The 17,571-nt window shown below is 71.5% G+C and carries 15 protein-coding genes; 11 read left to right on the plus strand and 4 right to left on the minus strand.

Annotated features, from left to right (window positions below):
• Positions 1 to 2 precede the first annotated feature (2 nt).
• From ACTOQ2_RS08600 to hisG, 5 genes are all read left to right on the plus strand, one after another.
• Positions 3 to 884 carry an ABC transporter ATP-binding protein gene (locus ACTOQ2_RS08600; RefSeq protein ID WP_440066062.1) on the plus strand — a complete coding sequence of 294 codons (882 nt, stop codon included), beginning with the start codon at positions 3 to 5 and terminating at the stop codon, positions 882 to 884.
• Positions 881 to 3,259, plus strand: a complete 2,379-nt coding sequence (locus ACTOQ2_RS08605; RefSeq protein WP_440099153.1) for a glycosyl hydrolase 2 galactose-binding domain-containing protein — start codon at positions 881 to 883, stop codon at positions 3,257 to 3,259. The genes ACTOQ2_RS08600 and ACTOQ2_RS08605 overlap by 4 nt, the downstream gene beginning before the upstream one ends.
• A 471-nt stretch (positions 3,260 to 3,730) precedes the next feature.
• Complete coding sequence (iscB, locus tag ACTOQ2_RS08610; RefSeq protein ID WP_440099154.1) at positions 3,731 to 5,332, plus strand: RNA-guided endonuclease IscB; 1,602 nt, start codon at positions 3,731 to 3,733, stop codon at positions 5,330 to 5,332.
• Positions 5,329 to 5,592 (plus strand): phosphoribosyl-ATP diphosphatase, encoded by a 264-nt coding sequence (locus ACTOQ2_RS08615; protein WP_012892448.1) that lies wholly within the window; start codon positions 5,329 to 5,331, stop codon positions 5,590 to 5,592. Before iscB ends, ACTOQ2_RS08615 begins: the two co-directional genes overlap by 4 nt.
• Before the next feature lie 60 nt (positions 5,593 to 5,652).
• Positions 5,653 to 6,498 carry an ATP phosphoribosyltransferase gene (hisG, locus tag ACTOQ2_RS08620; RefSeq protein ID WP_440066064.1) on the plus strand — a complete coding sequence of 282 codons (846 nt, stop codon included), beginning with the start codon at positions 5,653 to 5,655 and terminating at the stop codon, positions 6,496 to 6,498.
• Between the two features lie 142 nt (positions 6,499 to 6,640).
• Here the strand turns inward: hisG and ACTOQ2_RS08625 are convergent, their stop codons facing one another.
• From ACTOQ2_RS08625 to ACTOQ2_RS08635, 3 genes are all read right to left on the minus strand, one after another.
• Positions 6,641 to 7,492, minus strand: coding sequence for a siderophore-interacting protein (locus ACTOQ2_RS08625; protein WP_440099155.1), 852 nt, complete (start codon positions 7,490 to 7,492; stop codon positions 6,641 to 6,643).
• A gap of 49 nt (positions 7,493 to 7,541) precedes the next feature.
• On the minus strand, positions 7,542 to 8,879 hold the full coding sequence (locus ACTOQ2_RS08630) for an aminotransferase class V-fold PLP-dependent enzyme (RefSeq protein ID WP_440099156.1): 1,338 nt from the start codon (positions 8,877 to 8,879) through the stop codon (positions 7,542 to 7,544).
• Positions 8,880 to 9,064: 185 nt separating this feature from the next.
• Positions 9,065 to 10,162, minus strand: a complete 1,098-nt coding sequence (locus ACTOQ2_RS08635; RefSeq protein ID WP_440099157.1) for an EAL domain-containing protein — start codon at positions 10,160 to 10,162, stop codon at positions 9,065 to 9,067.
• 131 nt (positions 10,163 to 10,293) lie between these two features.
• Between ACTOQ2_RS08635 and ACTOQ2_RS08640 the strand changes: the two genes are divergently transcribed.
• From ACTOQ2_RS08640 to ACTOQ2_RS08665, 6 genes are all read left to right on the plus strand, one after another.
• Positions 10,294 to 10,950: an acVLRF1 family peptidyl-tRNA hydrolase gene (locus ACTOQ2_RS08640; RefSeq protein WP_440099158.1), complete on the plus strand. Its 657-nt coding sequence runs from the start codon at positions 10,294 to 10,296 to the stop codon at positions 10,948 to 10,950.
• 337 nt (positions 10,951 to 11,287) lie between these two features.
• A complete protein-coding gene (locus tag ACTOQ2_RS08645) occupies positions 11,288 to 12,886 on the plus strand; it encodes an ABC-F family ATP-binding cassette domain-containing protein (protein WP_362685863.1) in 1,599 nt (532 codons plus the stop codon).
• A gap of 114 nt (positions 12,887 to 13,000) precedes the next feature.
• On the plus strand, positions 13,001 to 13,216 hold the full coding sequence (locus ACTOQ2_RS08650) for a helix-turn-helix domain-containing protein (protein WP_030904785.1): 216 nt from the start codon (positions 13,001 to 13,003) through the stop codon (positions 13,214 to 13,216).
• A gap of 133 nt (positions 13,217 to 13,349) precedes the next feature.
• Positions 13,350 to 14,153: an enoyl-CoA hydratase/isomerase family protein gene (locus ACTOQ2_RS08655; RefSeq protein ID WP_440084964.1), complete on the plus strand. Its 804-nt coding sequence runs from the start codon at positions 13,350 to 13,352 to the stop codon at positions 14,151 to 14,153.
• A 161-nt stretch (positions 14,154 to 14,314) separates the two neighbouring features.
• The gene (locus ACTOQ2_RS08660) at positions 14,315 to 16,189 is read left to right on the plus strand and encodes an ABC transporter ATP-binding protein (RefSeq protein ID WP_440099159.1); all 1,875 of its coding nucleotides are present in this window, start codon (positions 14,315 to 14,317) and stop codon (positions 16,187 to 16,189) included.
• Between the two features lie 60 nt (positions 16,190 to 16,249).
• Positions 16,250 to 16,606 (plus strand): transposase, encoded by a 357-nt coding sequence (locus ACTOQ2_RS08665; protein ID WP_440099160.1) that lies wholly within the window; start codon positions 16,250 to 16,252, stop codon positions 16,604 to 16,606.
• 67 nt (positions 16,607 to 16,673) lie between these two features.
• On the opposite strand, the gene ACTOQ2_RS08670 is transcribed toward ACTOQ2_RS08665, so the two are convergent.
• Positions 16,674 to 17,564, minus strand: coding sequence for a sulfotransferase family protein (locus tag ACTOQ2_RS08670; RefSeq protein ID WP_440066072.1), 891 nt, complete (start codon positions 17,562 to 17,564; stop codon positions 16,674 to 16,676).
• Positions 17,565 to 17,571: the final 7 nt, after the last annotated feature.

A 17,571-nucleotide genomic window follows, 5' to 3' on the forward strand; every position in this document is an offset into this window, starting at 1 on the left:
CGATGCTGAGACTCGAAGGGGTCACCAAGACCTACAGGGTGGGTGCCTTCGGCACCGCGACCCTCACCGCCGTCGACGACGTGAGCCTGGACCTGGCACCGGGGGAGGTGGTCTCCCTCATCGGCGAGAGCGGCAGCGGCAAGACGACCCTCGGCAAGACCGTCCTCGGGCTGATCCGCCCGACGAAGGGCGTGATCACCCTCGACGGCGCCCCCGCCAGGCCGGGCAAGGCGTACTACCGGCACGTGCAGGGCGTGTTCCAGGACCCGTTCAGCTGCTACAACCCGATCTTCAAGGCCGACCGGGTGCTGCAGATGATCAAGGACGAGTACTTCCCCGGCGTCGCCGCCTCCGAGTGGGACGGCAGGATCGACGCGTCGCTCAAGGACGTCGGCCTCGACCCCGGGCAGATCCTGGGCCGCTACCCGCACCAGCTCAGCGGCGGCCAGCTGCAGCGCCTGCTGATCGCCAGGGCGCTCCTGCTCGACCTCAGGTACCTCGTCGCCGACGAGATCACCAGCATGCTCGACGCGTCCACCAGGATCGACGTCCTCAACCTGCTCGCCGACCTGAAGTCGCGCGGCCTCGGGGTGCTGTTCGTCACCCACGACCTGTCGCTGGGCAACTACATCAGCGAGCGGGCCGTGGTCCTGTACCGGGGGCAGGTGGTCGAGTCCGGTCCCACCGGCATGGTGTTCGGCAACCCCCTCCACCCGTACACGGCCAGGCTGCTGTCGTCGGTGCCCAGGCTCACCGCCCGGTGGGACGGCGAGCCCGCCGCCCCCGCCGAAGACGTGCGGGAAGGACCCTCCACACTGGTGGAGGCCGAACCGGGTCATCTCGTCCGGCGGGGCGACACCGCATCCATGGGGAGTGTGAATTGAGGGCGCTACACGACGGCTGGACCCTTCACCAGGTGGGCGGGGACATCTCCCGCGTCCCGGCCACGGTGCCGGGGTGCGTGCACACCGACCTGCTGGCCGCCGGGCTCATCGAGGACCCGTACCTGGACGACAACGAGAACCGGCTGACCTGGATAGGCCGCTCCGGCTGGGACTACGAGACGGTCTTCGTCTGGCACGCCGACGGGCACGACCGCACCGACCTGGTCTGCGAGGGCCTCGACACGGTCGCCACGGTCGAGCTCAACGGCGTCCGGGTCGCGAGCACGGCCAACCAGCACCGCTCCTACCGCTTTCCCGTACGGGAGCTGCTTCGCGAGGGCGAGAACACGCTGCGGGTGCGCTTCGCCTCCCCGGTGGAGTACGCCGAGGCGCAGCGGGCCGAGTTGGGCGACCGGCCCGGCAGCTACGAGGCGCCCTACCAATTCATCCGCAAGATGGCCTGCAACTTCGGCTGGGACTGGGGCCCGGCGGTGGTCACCTCCGGCATCTGGCGGCCCATCGGCCTGGACGGCTGGAGCGGGGCCAGGCTGGCGTCGGTGCGGCCGCTGGTGAGCACCGACGGATCCGGCGGGCGGGTCGAGGCGCACGTCACGGTCGAGCGCGCCACCGATGAGCCCCTCACCGTGACCGCGAAGGTGGCCGGGGCGGTGGCGGAGACGGTGCTGGCCCCCGGCGAGCGCGAGGCCGTCCTGGAGGTACGGGTGCCCGAGCCCCGGCGGTGGTGGCCGCGCGGCCACGGCGCGCAGGACCGCTACGAGCTCACCGTGGACCTGTCCGGACAGGGCAGCGAGGCGCGGGGGGACACCTGGACGCGGCGGATCGGCTTCCGCGACGTGCGCCTGGACCAGACCGGCGAGGGCTTCACCGTGGTCGTCAACGACGTGCCGGTGTTCGTGCGCGGCGTCAACTGGATCCCCGACGACTGCTTCCCGGCCCGCGTCACCCGCGAACGCCTGGCCGAACGCTTCGGCCAGGCCCTGGACGCGAACGTCAACCTGCTGCGCGTCTGGGGCGGCGGCCTGTACGAGAGCGAGGACTTCTACGACCTGGCCGACGAGCTCGGCCTGCTCGTCTGGCAGGACCTCCCCTTCGCCTGCGCCGCCTACCCCGAGGAGGAACCCTTCGCCACCGAGGTCGAGGCCGAGGTCCGCGAGAACCTCGCCCGGCTGTCCTGGCGCCCCTCCCTGGCGCTGTGGTGCGGCAACAACGAGGCCCTCGAAGGCCACGCCGACTGGGGCTGGCAGGACGAGCTGGACGGGCGCACCTGGGGCGCGGGCTTCTACCACGGGCTGTTCCCGGCCCTGGTGGCCGAACTCGATCCCACCCGCCCCTACTGGCCGGGCAGCCCGTACTCCGGCCACCCCGGCCTGCCGCCCAACGCCCCCGCCCACGGCACCACCCACATCTGGGACGTGTGGAACCGCGAGGACTACACCCACTACGCCACCTACGCCCCCCGCTTCGCCGCCGAGTTCGGCTTCCAGGGCCCGCCGGCCCACGCCACGCTGCGCGACGCCGTCAGCGGCGAGCTGACCCCCGACGCGCCCCTGGTGCTGCACCACCAGAAAGCCCACGAGGGCAACGCCAAGCTCCTGCGCGGCCTGGGCGAGCACCTGCCGGCCCCGGAGACCTACGACGACTGGCACTACCTGACCCAGCTCAACCAGGCCAGGGCGGTCACCTTCGGCATCGAGCGCTTCCGCGCCCTGGCCCCCTACTGCGCCGGCACCATCGTCTGGCAGCTCAACGACTGCTGGCCGGTCACCTCCTGGTCGGCCGTCGACGGCCGCGGCCGGCGCAAGCCGCTGTGGTACGCGCTGCGCCGCGTCTACGCCGACCGCCTCCTGAGCGTCCAGGACGGCGCCGTGGCCGTGGTCAACGACGGCCCGGAACCCTGGACGGGCGAGCTGGAACTCCAGCGGCTCGCCCTGAGCGGGGAACCGCTGGCCAAGGACAGCGTCCGGGTCGACGTGGCCCCCCGCTCGGTGACGAGCGTGCCGCTCCCGGACCCGGTGGCCGTCCCGGGAGACCCGTCGTCCGAGCTGCTGTCGGTACGGCTGGACGGGCACCGCGCGCTCCACTTCTTCGCCGAGGACACCCGCGTCGCCTTCCCCGCCGCCGCCTGCGACACCGAGGTGGCCGAGGCGGAGGGCGGCGGCCTGGACGTCACCGTCACCGCCCGCACCCTCCTGCGCGACCTGGCCCTGTTCCCCGACCGCCTCGACCCGGCCTCCTCGGTCGACGACATGCTCATCACCCTGCTGCCCGGCGAGAGCGTCACCCTGCACGTCACCGGCTCGCCCGACCCCGCCGCCCTCGTCACCCGCCCGGTGCTGCGCTGCGTCAACGACTGAGCGTTTCACCGGGAAGGGCGCATGAACGACGCCGTACACCCTTCCGGGTGAACCACCGGGGCGTCCGGAGGAGATGAGCGGTGCCCCCGGCCCTTCGGACGGGGGCACCGCCGCGACCGGCGTGCGACGGCGCCTTGCCCGGGACGCCGCCCGGTCGCGCATGACCCCGCGAGCGGCCCCTGATCGCGCACCACGGCTCGCGGGAGCCGGCTTCTCTGTACCGCCGCGCTGCTCACGGTGGGCTGTCCGGCTCGGTGTAGTGGGGGCGACGACCGGACGGCTCGCGTCCCAGAGCGTGAACTTGCACGCTGTGGGGTCGGATGGGCCGTTAGGCTTGACGGGCACATCCGACGACGCCGAGAGAGATCGTCAACGACCCCCTCCTGAAGGAGGGGGCTTGAGGCGCGGCGATGCGCTTCGAAGCCCCGCGTTGACCAGCCCTAGCCGTCACGAACTGGAGGTGTGATCCAGATGGCTACGTTGAACATAAGACCGCAGACCGACCTTGGGGTGCTTCCTCAGCTCCAAGCTCTCGAATCCGTGGGAGCAGACACGCCCGAGGGTGGGCACGAAACGGCTCACGGACACCGCCTCGCGGCGGTATCTGGTGTTCACCATGGGCGAGGGGAGACCGGTCCGGCCGCACCGCCGCACCGGCGTCACCCTGAGAAAGCTTCGGCTTTCGAGGGAGCGAACCGTGAGGTTCACCCAGCCGTGTTCGTCCTTGATCGCCACGGTCATCCGCTTGACCCGTGTCACCCTGCTCGTGCCCGCCGCCTACTGGCGGCTGACCGGGCGGTGGTTCACCGCCACACACCGTTCGTCATTCGTCTCAAAGACCGCGATGCGGCGACCTCGACCATCGAGGGCGTGGGGGTAGGCATCGACCCTGGCAGCAAGCACACCGGCCTGGCGATATTCACCGACCACGGTGGAAGCCGGACAGGGAGATATGCGATTCAACTCGACCGCCGAGGCGGAGCGATCCGAGACAAGCTCAGCGCGCGGGCCGCGCTACGTGGGGGCCGCAGGTCACGCAACCTGCGTCACCGCGCCCCTCGGTTCCTCAACCGGACCAAACCCCGGGGGTGGCTCGCGCCGTCGCTACGCCACCGCGTTGACACCACCTTGTCGTGGGTGGTGCGGCTCACCCGGTGGGCGCCGGTGCGTGCTGTGTACGTCGAGCGGGTGGCGTTCGACACCCACGCCCTCAGCGCGGGCAGACCACTGGAAGGGGTGGAGTACCAGCAGGGCACCCTCGCCGGGTACGAGGTCCGCGAATACCTGCTCGCGGCATGGGGGCGGGCGTGCGCGTACTGCGGTGCGAGTGGCGTGCCGCTCAACCTCGACCACATCCACCCGCGCAGCCGGGGTGGCTCCGACCGGATCAGCAACCTCGTCCTGGCATGCATCCGGTGTAACCAGGCCAAGAACGCGACGCCGATAGAGGTGTTCCTCAAGGGCAGGTCCGCACTGCTCGCGAGGATCCTCAAGCAGGCGAAGGCTCCGCTGCGGGACGCGGCGGCGGTCAACGCCACCCGGTGGGCGCTGTGGCGGACCCTGGAAACGACTGGTCTGTCCGTTCATACCGCCTCCGGTGGTCGCACGAAGTGGAACCGGTCTCGCACCGGTGCCGCCAAGTCGCACACGTTGGACGCGCTGCACGTCGGTCCCTTGGAGAACGTCACCGTTTGGCCTTGCAGAATCCTGGGGGTCAAGACGACCGGGCGCGGCACCTACGCCCGCACCCGCGCCGACCGCTATGGCTTTCCTCGGTTACGGCTACCCCTGACCAAGCAGGTCAAGGGGTTCGCCACCGGCGACCTGGTCCGTGCCGTCGTACCGAGCGGTAAGAAGGCCGGAGTCCACCTTGGCCGCGTCGCGGTCCGCGGCACCGGTAGTTTCAATATCACTACCCGGCAAGGCCTCGTGCAGGGCATCAGCCACCGCCACGTACGCCTGCTCCAGCGAGCCGATGGCTACGGCTACACCACCCACCCAGAAACGCGGCACCGTGCCGCGTTTCCTCCCCCGCCTGAAGGCGGGGGTATTGACGCTAGAGGTATCCGATGAAGACCTTCGAAGAGCTGTACGCCGAGCTGTCCGACAAGGCGCGCACCCGGCCCGAGGGCTCGGGCACCGTGGCCGCGCTGGACGCCGGGGTCCATGCCATCGGCAAGAAGGTCGTGGAGGAGGCCGCCGAGAGCTGGATGGCGGCCGAGCACGAGTCGAACGAGCGGGCGGCCGAGGAGATCTCCCAGCTCCTCTACCACGTGCAGGTCCTCATGATCGCCAAGGGGATCGGACTGGACGAGGTCTACAAGCATCTGTGAGCCGGTGCGCCCGGCTCCGGTTCTCGTAGGCAATCCCGTCCACCTGTAAGGAAGCCCGCCATGCTCCGTCTCGCCGTACCCAACAAGGGCGCCCTCACCGAGGGTGCCCAGACGATCCTCAAGGAAGCCGGATACCGCGTCCGCAAGGACAGCAAGGAGCTCGTGGTCGCCGACCCGGAGAACTCCTGCGAGCTGTTCTTCCTGCGGCCCAAGGACATCGCCGTCTACGTCGGTGAGGGCACCCTGGACGCCGGGATCACCGGCCGCGACATGCTCCACGACTCCGGGGCGCGGGTCGAGGAGATCATCCCGCTCGGCTTCGGCCGCTCCACCTTCCGCTTCGCCGCCAACCCCGGCGACTTCGACTCCGTCGCCGACCTCAAGGGCAGGCGCGTCGCCACCGCCTACGCGGGGCTGCTGGAGACCTACCTCGCCGAGCAGGGCGTCGAGGCCCGGGTGATCAAGCTGGACGGCGCGGTCGAGACCGCCATCCGGCTGGGCGTGGCCGACGCCGTGGCCGACGTCGTGGAGACCGGCACCACGCTGCGCAACATCGGCCTGGAGGTGTTCGGCGAGCCGATCACCCGCTCCGAGGGTGTGCTGATCAAGGGGGTCGGCGCCGAGGAGACCCCGGGCCTGCGGCAGCTCATCCGCCGCCTGCAGGGCGTGCTGGTGGCGCGCGACTACGTGATGATGGACTACGACATCCGCGCCGAGCGGATCGAGGAGGCCATCGCCCTCACCCCCGGCATGGAGGGGCCGACGGTCTCCCCGCTGCACCGGGAGGGCTGGGTCGCGGTCCGGGCCATGGTCCCGCGCAAGGGGCACCAGCAGATCATGGACCAGCTCTGGGAGATGGGGGCCAAGGCCATCCTGGTGACCGCCATCTTCGCCTGCCGTCTCTGAGCCGCGCCCTCGCCCGCCGCCCCTGCCTGTAGCCCCCGGCGCCCCGGGTGCCACTGCGGGCCCGCCCCGCGTTCCCGTGGCTCCGGGGCGGCTCGCCGCCGGGGCCGAAGGAGCGGACCTTTCCGCCCGGCCGGACCCGCGGTCAGGAGGAGAGCGTCGCGGCCTCTTCGGCTTCGATCTGCTCGTTCCACTCGCGCTTGGAGGAGCGCCAGGCCTCGTCGTCGCGGCCCAGGCGCCAGTAGCCCGAGATGGAGAGTCTCGCCAGCGGGATGCCGCGCTCGGCGCGCAGGTGGCGCCTGAGGTCGCGGACGAAGCCCGCCTCGCCGTGGACGAAGGCGTGCACGTCGCCGTCGGGGAAGTCGAGCTCGCGGACCGCCCTGACCAGCAGCTCGCCGTACGGGGCGCCCCCGCGGTGCAGCCAGACGATCCGCGCGTCACCGGGGGAGTCGATCTTCTGCTCCTCCTCGGGGCCCTCGACCTCGATGAAGGCCCAGGCCGGCGCCCCGGCGGGGAGGTTCTCCAGGGCGACGGCGATGGCGGGCAGCGCGCTCTCGTCTCCCGCGAACAGGTGCCAGCCGGCCTCGGGGTCGGGCGCGTACGCGCCGCCGGGGCCGAAGAAGTGGACCTCCTCGCCCGGCCGGACCCGGTCGGCCCACGGCCCCGCCAGACCGCTGTCGCCGTGGTGGACGAAGTCGATCGTCAGCTCGCCCGCGTCGGCGTCCCAGCGGCGGACGGTGTAGGTGCGGGTGGTGGGCCACTGCTCGCGGGGCAGGTCGCGGCGGATCGCCTCCATGTCGAACGGCCGGGGGTAGCTCACCCCGGCCGGGGCGAACAGCAGCTTGACGTAGTGGTCGGTGTACTCGTCCGCGCGGAAACCGGCGAGACCCTCGCCGCCGAGCACCACCCGGATCATGTGGGGGGTGAGCCGCTCGACCCGCCGGACCAGGCCGCTCGTCACCTTCGGCGTGCGGCGCCCGGCCTTCTCGTCTGCCATGTGTCACTCCGTGGGGTCCAAGTTAGGTAAACCTAACTCGTACCATACGTCACCTGAGGGCGGCGACGGCCTTCACCGCCTGGTCCACCTGTTCGGGGGTGGTGACGATCCCGGTACCGAAGCGCAGGTAGACGTCCTGGTACGGGGTGGCGCTGGTGACGATCCGGTGGTCGCGGCGGAGCCTGCCCACCGCGGTGGGGGCGTCCATGCCGTTGACCACGCAGCAGACCAGCCCGGCCGACAGCTCGGCGGAGACCGGGGTGATCAGCCGCACGTTGGGCAGGCCCGCGAGCCCCGCCTTGAGCCGGGTGGCCTGCTCGGTGATCCTGGCCGCCACCCGCTCCTTGCCGATCGCCCGGTGGAAGGCGAACGCCTCGCTCAGCGCCCAGCGGTGCTCGAAGCTGTGGTAGCCGCCGGGGGTGTGCAGCAGCCCGCCGGGGCCGTACGGCTCGTCGCCGGTCCCCGGATCGACGGTCACGTTGGAGAAGCTCGCGATCACCGGCAGCAGCGCGCCCCAGGCCTGCCCCCTGCCCCACAGGATGCCGGTGCCCCGGGGGCCGAACAGCCACTTGTGGGTGCCGCTGGCCAGGAAGTCGCAGCCCAGCTCCTCCACCCCGTCGGCCATCGCGCCGAAACCGTGCACCCCGTCCACGCACAGCAGCGCCCGGTCCCCGGCGTCCCTGGAGCGGTTGGCCTCGGCGACCATGTCGGCGATCGCCCTGACCGGCATCCGCACCCCGGTGCCCGAGTGCACCCAGGTGATCGCCACCACCCGGGTCCTCGGCGTGAGCGCGGCCTTCAGCCGGGAGACGATCTCGTCGGCGGAGGCCTTGGCCGGGTCGTCGTACAGGCCGACCCTGCGGACCTTGGCGCCGGTCCTGGCGGCGAGCAGCCGCAGGCTCTCGTGGGTGGCGAAGAAGTCGTGCTCGGTGGTGAGCACGTCCTGGCCGGGGAGCAGCCGCATGCCGCTGTAGAGCAGGCCCAGGCCCATCGTGGTGCTGTCGGTGAGGGCGACGTCGGGGGCGTCGGCGCCCAGGTAGGCGGCGGCGGCCTCGCGCACCGTCCCCTCCCTGTCCTCGCCGTGCAGGTAGGCGTCGGTGTCGGTGTCGAGGCCGCGCCGGTGCTCCTCGATTGCCCGCCGCACCTGGGCCGGGTGGGAGGCGAGGACGTAGGCGGCGAACTGCGCGTAGGAGGGGTCGAGCGGGAACTGGGCCCGCACCGACTCCCAGCTGGCGGGGTCGAACGGCGGGGGCTGCGGGGCGGCAGGGGCGGCGGGGGCGGCGGGAGCGGCGCCGGGGGTGCATCCGGACAGCGCGGCTCCGGCCCCGGCCAGGAGCCCCGCCCCGAGCAGCCCCCGCCGCCCGACCCGAGGTCCGCGATCGTCCATTCCGTGCCCCTTGTCGCCCCTCGTCGTCTCGCCCCTGTGCCCTTCCTACCGTGATCATGCGCGTCTGCCAAGGGGCGCGGTGCCGGCGCGGCGGATATTCGAATCTACAACGTAAAGGCGATGGCGCCCGGCAGGATGAAACGGACCGTCCCGTCGAAGGGCGAAGGCGGCGGGTGAAGAAGCCCTCAGCGCTGCATGGCCGCCACCTGGCGGATCAGGTCGGCGACCCGGACGACGCCCATGCAGCGGCCGACCTCGTCGGTGACGACCAGGTCGTCGTAGACGCGCTCGGCGTCGCGGCCCGCGACCTGCATGGCCGCTATGGCGGGGGTGGTCTTGGGAACCGTGCGCGCGGGGTCGGCCAGCCGTCCGGCGGCCTTCTTGCCGTGCAGGGCGTGACCGAAGCGCCCGGCGATCGACAGCAGGAAGCGGCTGCGGTCGAGGCTGCCCCTGGGACGCTGGTACTCGTCGACGAGGATCACGCTGGTGATGGACGGCTCGCTGCCGAAGGCGTCGATCGCGGCCTCGGCGGTGGCCTCGTAGGGGAGGGTCACCGCGGGCAGCAGGAACTCGTGGACGCGGGGACCGAGCAGGAGCCGCGAGGGCTCCTGCTCGACGACCGGGAGCGGCACGTGCACACGTCCCGACGGGCCGGGGACCAGCAGCGGGCCCTGGGCCAGCCGCACTCCCCAGCCGCGGATCGTGGCGAGCTGCGCCTCGTCCCTCACCCCCGGGGCGAGCACGTGCGCCCCCGTTCCCCGCGCGAGCCGCGCCAGGCCCTCCCCGATCGCGGCGCGGCGCGGGTCGCCGGGCACCTGGTCGATCAGGTCCCGCGAGATCACTGCCAGGTACGGTGCCGCGTCGGCGAGCAGGTCCAGCGGGACGTGCCCGGTGCCCAGGTCGCCGACCGCGATGAGGTAGCCGATGGCGCGCAGGCCGTCCAGCCCGGTGAGCAGGGAGCGGCGCTCGAACTGGGCGAAGTCGCCCCGTACGGTGAGGATCACCTCGCGAGGCCGCCGGCCTGACGCGCGCAGGGCCTCGTGCAGCGGTGCGAGCGCGGCCGAGCCGCCGATCACCGCGGCCGTCGGCAGGGTGAGCACCAGGGGGAGGAGGGCCTCGCCCGCGGCGACGTCGCGCACCGTCTGGACGGTGGAGGAGATGTTCCCGCGTCCCTCGCCGTCCGCCTGGAAGGCGATGACGCCCCCGGTGTCGAGATCGACGACAGGCGTGACACCCACGCCTGCCGCGGAGGCCTGCGGGACGGCTCGCGCTCTGGTCGTCACATTCCGAGCATGGGGCATTCTCTACCGTCACAGAAGTAACGCGCTGTGATGTTCACCGATATTTCGCCATTCGTTGGGCTTGACCAGTGAGATCGTGTGTCCGGCGAGGTCAGCCGGTAGTGTCGCGTTCCATGACGTCGCGACCCGCCAAGGGGGGAGGCCGCTGGGTCTCCGTGGCGCCCGAGCGCCTGAACCGCTGGATCGACGGCTTCGTCGACCGGCACGGCCCGCCGAGCGTGACGGCCTCGGCCTCCGTCGTACGCCTGGAGGGCGCGGACGGCGCGGTCGCCGAGTGCCAGGTGCCGTTCCCGCCGCTGACCTCCTCGGGGGGCGGCCCGATGGCGCGCCTGGTCACCCACGTGCGCACCGAGCGCAGGATCGGCGTGCTGCTGGTACGGCTGGGCGGCCACGCGGCGGGGATCTTCCAGGGCGCGGAGCTGCTCTCCTCCAAGGTGGGCTCGCGGCAGGTCCACGGGCGCAGCGCGGCGGGCGGCTGGTCCCAGCGGCGCTTCGCCCGGCGCAGGGAGAAGCAGGTGGACCAGGCGCACGAGGCGGCGGCCGAGGTGGCGCTGCGCGTCCTGGGCCCGCACGTGGACGAACTGGAGGCGGTCGTGCTGGGCGGCGACCGGCGCGCGGTCGACGCGCTGCGGCCCGACCGCAGGCTCGCGCCGGTCTTCGCGCTGGAGGCCGAGCCCTTCCTGACGGTCCCCGACCCGCGGCTGGTGATTCTCAGGGACACCCCCGCCCAGTTCCGCGCGGTCCGCATCAGGGTGAGCGATCCGGGATGACCGGGTCGCCGGTGAGCGGGTCCCGTGCGCAAGGGCCTGTGTGACCGGGGTTCGCGGGGCGGGGCCCGCGTGAGCGCCTGCGCGCGCCGGGGGCCGGGCGGCCGGGGTTCGCGTGGCGGGCGCCCGCGTGCGCGGGTCCCGGGCGGGCGGGGCTCGACAAAACGTGGAGAAGCCGCCCGGTGTCGCGCCGTACACTGATCGGTATGCGCACTCCCGATTGACCGTCGTCCCGATGAAGGCGAGACGGCCGAGCCGAGAGCCGGGAGACACAGGGCGCGGCGGGTTCGGCCACAGTGAAGTGAGCCTGTGTATTTCCTGCTGGGAGTGTTCTCCAACCATGATCGTAGCTTCTGACATCGAATTGCGGGCCGGGGCCCGGCTGCTCATCGAGGGCGCGTCCTTCCGGGTGAACCCCGGTGACAAGATCGGGCTCGTCGGACGGAACGGGGCCGGGAAGACCACGCTGACCCGCGTGCTCGCCGGAGAGGGGTCGGCCGCCTCGGGCACGGTCTCCATCAGCGGCGAGGTCGGCTACCTGCCGCAGGACCCGCGCACCGGCGACCTGCACGTGCTCGCCCGTGACCGCATCCTCTCGGCCCGGGGGCTCGACCAGGTGCTGCGCGAGCTGCGCGAGGCCGAGGCCGGCATGTCCTCGGCCGACGACCGCACCAGAGACCGCGCGGTCCGCGCCTACGGGCGCCTGGAGGACCGGCTGCACGTCCTGGGCGGGTACGCCGCCGAGTCGGAGGCCGCCTCCATCGCCTCCAGCCTGGGGTTGCCCGACCGGGTGCTCGGCCAGCCGCTGGAGACCCTCTCCGGAGGGCAGCGCAGGCGGGTGGAACTGGCCAGGATCCTCTTCAGCGGGGCGGAGACTCTCCTTCTTGACGAGCCGACAAACCACCTAGATGCGGACTCAATCGGGTGGCTTCGTGATTTTTTACGATCTCACCAGGGCGGCTTGATCATTATTAGCCACGACGTCACGCTTCTTGAAGCGACGGTAAACCGCGTCCTGCACCTCGACGCCAACCGTGCGGTGATCGACACCTACAACGTCGGCTGGAAGGCCTATCTGGCCCAGCGCGAGACCGACGAGAAGCGCAGGAGGCGCGAGCGCGCCAACGCCGAGAAGCAGGCCTCGGCCCTGATGTCGCAGGCCGACAAGATGCGCGCCAAGGCCACCAAGGCCAAGGCCGCGCAGGACATGCAGCGCCGCGCCGAGCGCCTGCTGTCCGGCCTGGAGGTGGAGCGGCGCAGCGACAAGGTCGCCAAGCTGCGCTTCCCCCAGCCCGCCCCGTGCGGGCGCACCCCGATCATGGCGGAGGGGCTGTCGAAGTCGTACGGCTCCCTGGAGGTCTTCACCGACGTCGACGCCGCCGTCGACAGGGGGAGCAGGGTCGTCATCCTGGGCCTGAACGGCGCGGGGAAGACCACGCTCCTGCGCATCCTGGGTGGCATCGAGGAGCCCGACACCGGCGCGGTCAAGCCGGGACACGGGCTCAAACTGGGCTACTACGCGCAGGAGCACGAGACGATCGACCCCGAGCGGACCGTGCTGGAGAACATGCGCTCGGCCGGGGGGGAGTTGCCCGACGTGGAGCTGCGCAAGGTCCTGGGCTCGTTCCTGTTCACCGGCGACGACGTCGACAAGCCCGCGGGGGTGCTGTCGGGCGGGGAGAAGACGCGGCTGGCGCTGGCCACGCTGGTGCTGTCCGCGGCCAACGTCCTCCTCCTGGACGAGCCCACGAACAACCTCGATCCGGCCAGCAGGGAACAAGTTCTTTCGGCGCTAACGTCCTATTCTGGGGCGATTGTGCTTGTCACGCATGATGAGGGTGCTGTAGAGGCTCTACGACCCGATAGGGTGATCTTGCTGCCTGACGGAGTTGAAGACGCGTGGAGCGACGAATTTTCCGATCTTGTGGCACTTGCCTGATCTTAATTTGAGCGGGTACGGATCTTTTCCCGTGGAGTAGGTAGCCGATCTCGCTGAAATGACTGATCATGGCGTGTGTAACGCTGCGGAAGTCTGGCACTACAGGAGGTACTCGTGGCCGAGACTCTGAAGAAGGGCACCCGGGTTACCGGGGCCGATCGTGAAAAACTGGCCTCCGATCTCAAGAAGCGCTACAGCGCGGGTGAAAGCATCCGTGCCCTGGCCGCTTCGACCGGCAGGTCGTACGGGTTCATCCACCGCATCCTGAGCGAGTCCGGCGTGACTCTGCGCGGGCGCGGTGGCGCCACCCGAGGCAAGTCCAAGCGCTGACCCCGCCTCGGAACGCGCGACCGCAGCCGCTCGTCCCCCACTCTGAAGCCGTCCCCGCCCGGACCTGTAGAACCTCATTCTGGGGAATCGATAGGCTCGGGCGAGGCGGACACCGAAGGTGGGAGAACAGGCGATGGCGGAAGTGGCGTTCGGGGGGAGTGCGGAGGAGATCTCTCTCGAGGAGGTCGGTCTGCGCTATGAGGTGGACGGCGAGATCGCGACGATCACGCTGGACCGTCCGGAGAAGCGGAACGCTCAGACGTTCGCCACCTGGTCGGCTCTGGCTCATATCGGTGACGGCCTGCCGCAGCAGGTGAGGGTCGTCGTGATCAGAGGTGAGGGGCCGTCCTTCTCGGCGGGGATTGATCTGAGGATGTTCACCCCGGAGGGGGTTCCCGGGCAGGGGTCGTTCGCGTCCTCCGCGACACTCGACGAGGCTGCTTTCGCCGAGCGGGTGGCGCAGGCCCAACGGGGTTTCCTCTGGCTGAGGCGTCCCGACATCGTCTCCGTGGCAGCTGTTCAGGGCCACGCGGTCGGTGCGGGATTCCAGCTGGCGCTCGCCTGTGACCTGCGGGTCCTGGCGGACGACGCCAAACTGTGCATGAAGGAGCCGGCCCTCGGGCTGGTCCCTGACCTGACCGGCACCAAGCCGCTGGTCGACCTGGTGGGCCTGTCCAGGGCCATCGAGATCTGCCTGACCGCCCGCGTCGTGGGGGCGCAGGAGGCGGCGAGGATCGGCCTGGCCGAGCTGGTCGTCGCGCCGGAGGAGCTGACGCAGGCCGTACGCGACCTGACCGACGCGCTGCTGGCGACCGACCGCGACGCCGCGACGGCGACCAAGCGGCTGCTTCAGGGTGCTTCGGGGCGCACGCTGGAGGAGCAGTGCGCGGCCGAGGCGCGCGAGCAGGCGGGGCGCGTCAAGGCGCTTTTCGGATAGGCCGTCCCGCTCGTGGCACGTGGTTCGCGCAAGACCGTCACAGGGCCCGTCGCACGGCCCGTCGCCGGGTCCGTCCCAGCGGCCCTCCCGTGGTGTTCGCCCGAAGCTGACAGGGGAATGATCGTGCCTCTCCCGGTGCTCGCATCGGGAGAGGAGGCCGTATGGCGATGATGGGTGGGGGCCTCGGTCCCCAGGCGATGCTGTCGTTCCGGCGGGACAGGTCGGTGACCAAGCAGCGTCTCGCGCCGGGCACGGTCAGACGCATCGCCCGCTACGCACAGCCCTTCTCGCGGCACATCGCCGCCTTCCTCGCGCTGGTCGTGGTCGGCTCGGTCATCGTGATCGCCAACCCGCTGCTGATGAAGGCGATCATCGACGACGGCATCATCGCCAAGCGCAGGGAAGTGGTGATCGCCCTCGCGCTCGTCATCGCGGGCCTGGCGGTCGCCGACGGGGCGCTCACCCTGGCCCAGCGCTGGTTCTCCGCGCGGATCGGCGAGGGCCTCATCTACAACCTGCGCACCGAGGTCTTCGACCACGTCCAGCGCATGCCGGTGGCCTTCTTCACCCGCACCCAGACCGGCGCCCTGGTCTCCCGGCTCAACACCGACGTCATCGGCGCCCAGCGCGCCCTGACCAGCACCCTGTCGTCGGTTGTGTCCAACGTGGTCATGCTGGTGCTGGTGCTCGGCGCCATGCTGGTGCTCTCCTGGCAGATCACCGTCGTCGCCCTCGTGCTGCTGCCGATCTTCATCTTCCCGGCGAAGTGGGTCGGCAGGAAGATGTCCGGGCTCACCCGCGAGCAGATGGAGCTCGACGCCGAGATGAGCACCATGATGACCGAGCGGTTCAACGTCGCCGGGGCCATGGTCGCCAAGCTGTACGGCCGCCCGGCCGACGAGGCCGCCGCCTTCGGCGACAGGGCGGGGCGGGTGCGCGACGTCGGCGTCACCGTCGGCATGTACGGGACGGTCTTCCGCGTCGCGCTCGGCCTGGTCGCCGCGCTGGCCACCGCCCTGGTGTACGGCGTGGGCGGCGTGCTGGCCGTCTCCGACGTCTTCGAGCTCGGTACCCTGGTGGCGCTCGCCGCCCTCCTGATGCGCCTGTACGGCCCCCTGACGAGCCTGTCGAACGTGCACGTGGACGTGATGACCGCGCTGGTGAGCTTCGACCGGGTCTTCGAGGTCCTCGACCTGCGGCCCATGATCGCCGAGAGGCCCGGCGCCCGGCCCGTTCCCGAGGGCCCGGCCTCCGTGGAGTTCGACGACGTCCGGTTCGGATACCCGTCGGCCTCGGAGGTGTCGCTGGCCTCGCTGGAGGCGGTGGCCCGCCCCGACACCGGGCCGGGCCACGAGGTGCTGCGCGGCGTCACCTTCACCGCCCGCCCCGGCGAGATGGTCGCCCTGGTCGGCCCCTCGGGCGCGGGGAAGACCACCATCACCGGCCTGGTCTCCCGTCTCTACGACGTCGGCGAGGGCGCGGTCCGCGTCAACGGCCTGGACGTGCGCGACGCCACCCTGGCCTCCCTGCGCGAGACCGTGGGAGTCGTCATGCAGGACGCCCACCTGTTCCACGACACCATCGGGGCCAACCTCCGCTACGCCAGGCCGGAGGCCGGTGACGAGGAGATCTGGGACGCCCTGCGCGCCGCCCAGATCTCCGACCTGGTCCTGGGCCTCCCCGACGGCCTGGACACCGTGGTGGGCGACCGCGGCCACCGGCTGTCCGGTGGCGAGAAGCAGCGGCTGGCCCTGGCGAGGCTGCTGCTCAAGGCGCCCCGCGTGGTGGTCCTCGACGAGGCCACCGCGCACCTCGACTCCGAGTCCGAGGCCGCCGTCCAGCAGGCGCTGAAGGTCGCGCTGGCCGGGCGCACCTCGCTGGTCATCGCCCACCGGCTGTCCACGATCCGCGAGGCCGACCAGATCCTGGTGGTCCAGGACGGCCGGGTGGTCGAGCGGGGCCGCCACGAGGAGCTGCTGGCCAGGGGGGAGGTCTACGCCGAGCTCTACCGGACCCAGTTCAGCCAGGCCTCCTGACGCCCGGCGGCGCGCCCGCGAGTGGATCTTCCGGGGCGAATGGTGTTAGATCATGGGGACGTGGACGACCGGTTGAAACGCGATGACCTGACCGACGACGAGTGGGGACGGCTGGCGCCGTTGCTGCCCGCTCACGCCCGGCGGGGAAACCGGTGGGCCGATCACCGCACGATCATCGACGGGGTGTTCTTCCGCACCAGGACCGGCTGCCCCTGGCGCAAGCTGCCGGAGACGTACGGCAACTGGAAGACCGTCTACAACCGGCACCGCCGGTGGTCGGCGGACGGCACCTGGGAGACGATCCTGGTCACGCTGCGGGCCGGCGCCGGCGCCGGTTCCACGGCCGTCGCGGCCGGCAGGCCCGCCCCGCGGGGGGACATCCGGCCCGGCGCGACGTTCGAGATCGCGAACTGGTGACCCCGCGTCCCCCGGCGAGACCTCGTGAAGGGGCCCCGAGAGACCCGGACGGTGGCGCGGACCGGCGTCAGGACGAGGTGGCGTAGCCCAGGCGGGTGAGCTCCTCGCGGGCGACCTTGGCCACCAGCTCGGAGTCCTGGCCGCGCAGGCGGGTGCGCCAGACGCCGACCTTCGGCACGCTCGGGCCCAGCAGGGCGATCTTGGGGACCCGGGTCTCCAGGAAGCGGGAGAGCCCGTCCAGGGCCTCGGCGGGGGAGGAGACCAGGTCCTCGTAGCGCAGGGTCAGCAACTGCTCCCGGGGCAGTTCCTGGTGGAGCGAGGCCGACAGCCGCACCGCGCTGCGCCAGCGCAGCGCGCACTTGCCCGCCGTGGGCATCGCCTTCCAGCGCTCGCGGTGCTCGCCGGAGTTGACGCCGAGGAACGGGTTGGGGAACTCCGTCTCGTCGCTCAGCATGGCCGGCTTGAACCACGTCAGGGACGCGGGGTCGGCCAGCATGTCGGCGGCCACGTCGCGGCCGTCCCTGATGAGCTGGACGAAACGGGCGTCGGGGAAGGCCTGCAGAAGCACCGAGGCGCTGTAGAGGAGGTCGGGGCTGGCGTCGCCGAAGCGGGCCACGGAGCCCGAGGCCACGCAGGGCCCCGCCCCGGTCACGCCGCCCGCCTCCCGGCAGGTGGCCGGGCACTCCTGGCAGGCGCCCGGGACGATCTGCCAGGACTCGGCCATGGCGTCGCGGAGCACGCGGGTCGCGCCCATGCCCCGTCCCGCGATCGAGGGCCGCCGGGCGAAGGCGTAGACGACGTGCGCCACCGCCGCCCGCCCCATGGTGACGTGGAATCCGGGGGAGCGTTTCAGGGCGCGGGCCAGCAGATCCGCGCCGGAGTGCGGGGCGGCGAGCACGAACACCGGCCTGCGGACCTTGATGCCGTTGACCACCAGGATGTGGGGCGGAGGTCGCATATGAAAG

The sequence above is a fragment of the Streptosporangium sp. H16 genome (genome assembly GCF_051918855.1).
Taxonomy (GTDB): domain Bacteria; phylum Actinomycetota; class Actinomycetes; order Streptosporangiales; family Streptosporangiaceae; genus Streptosporangium.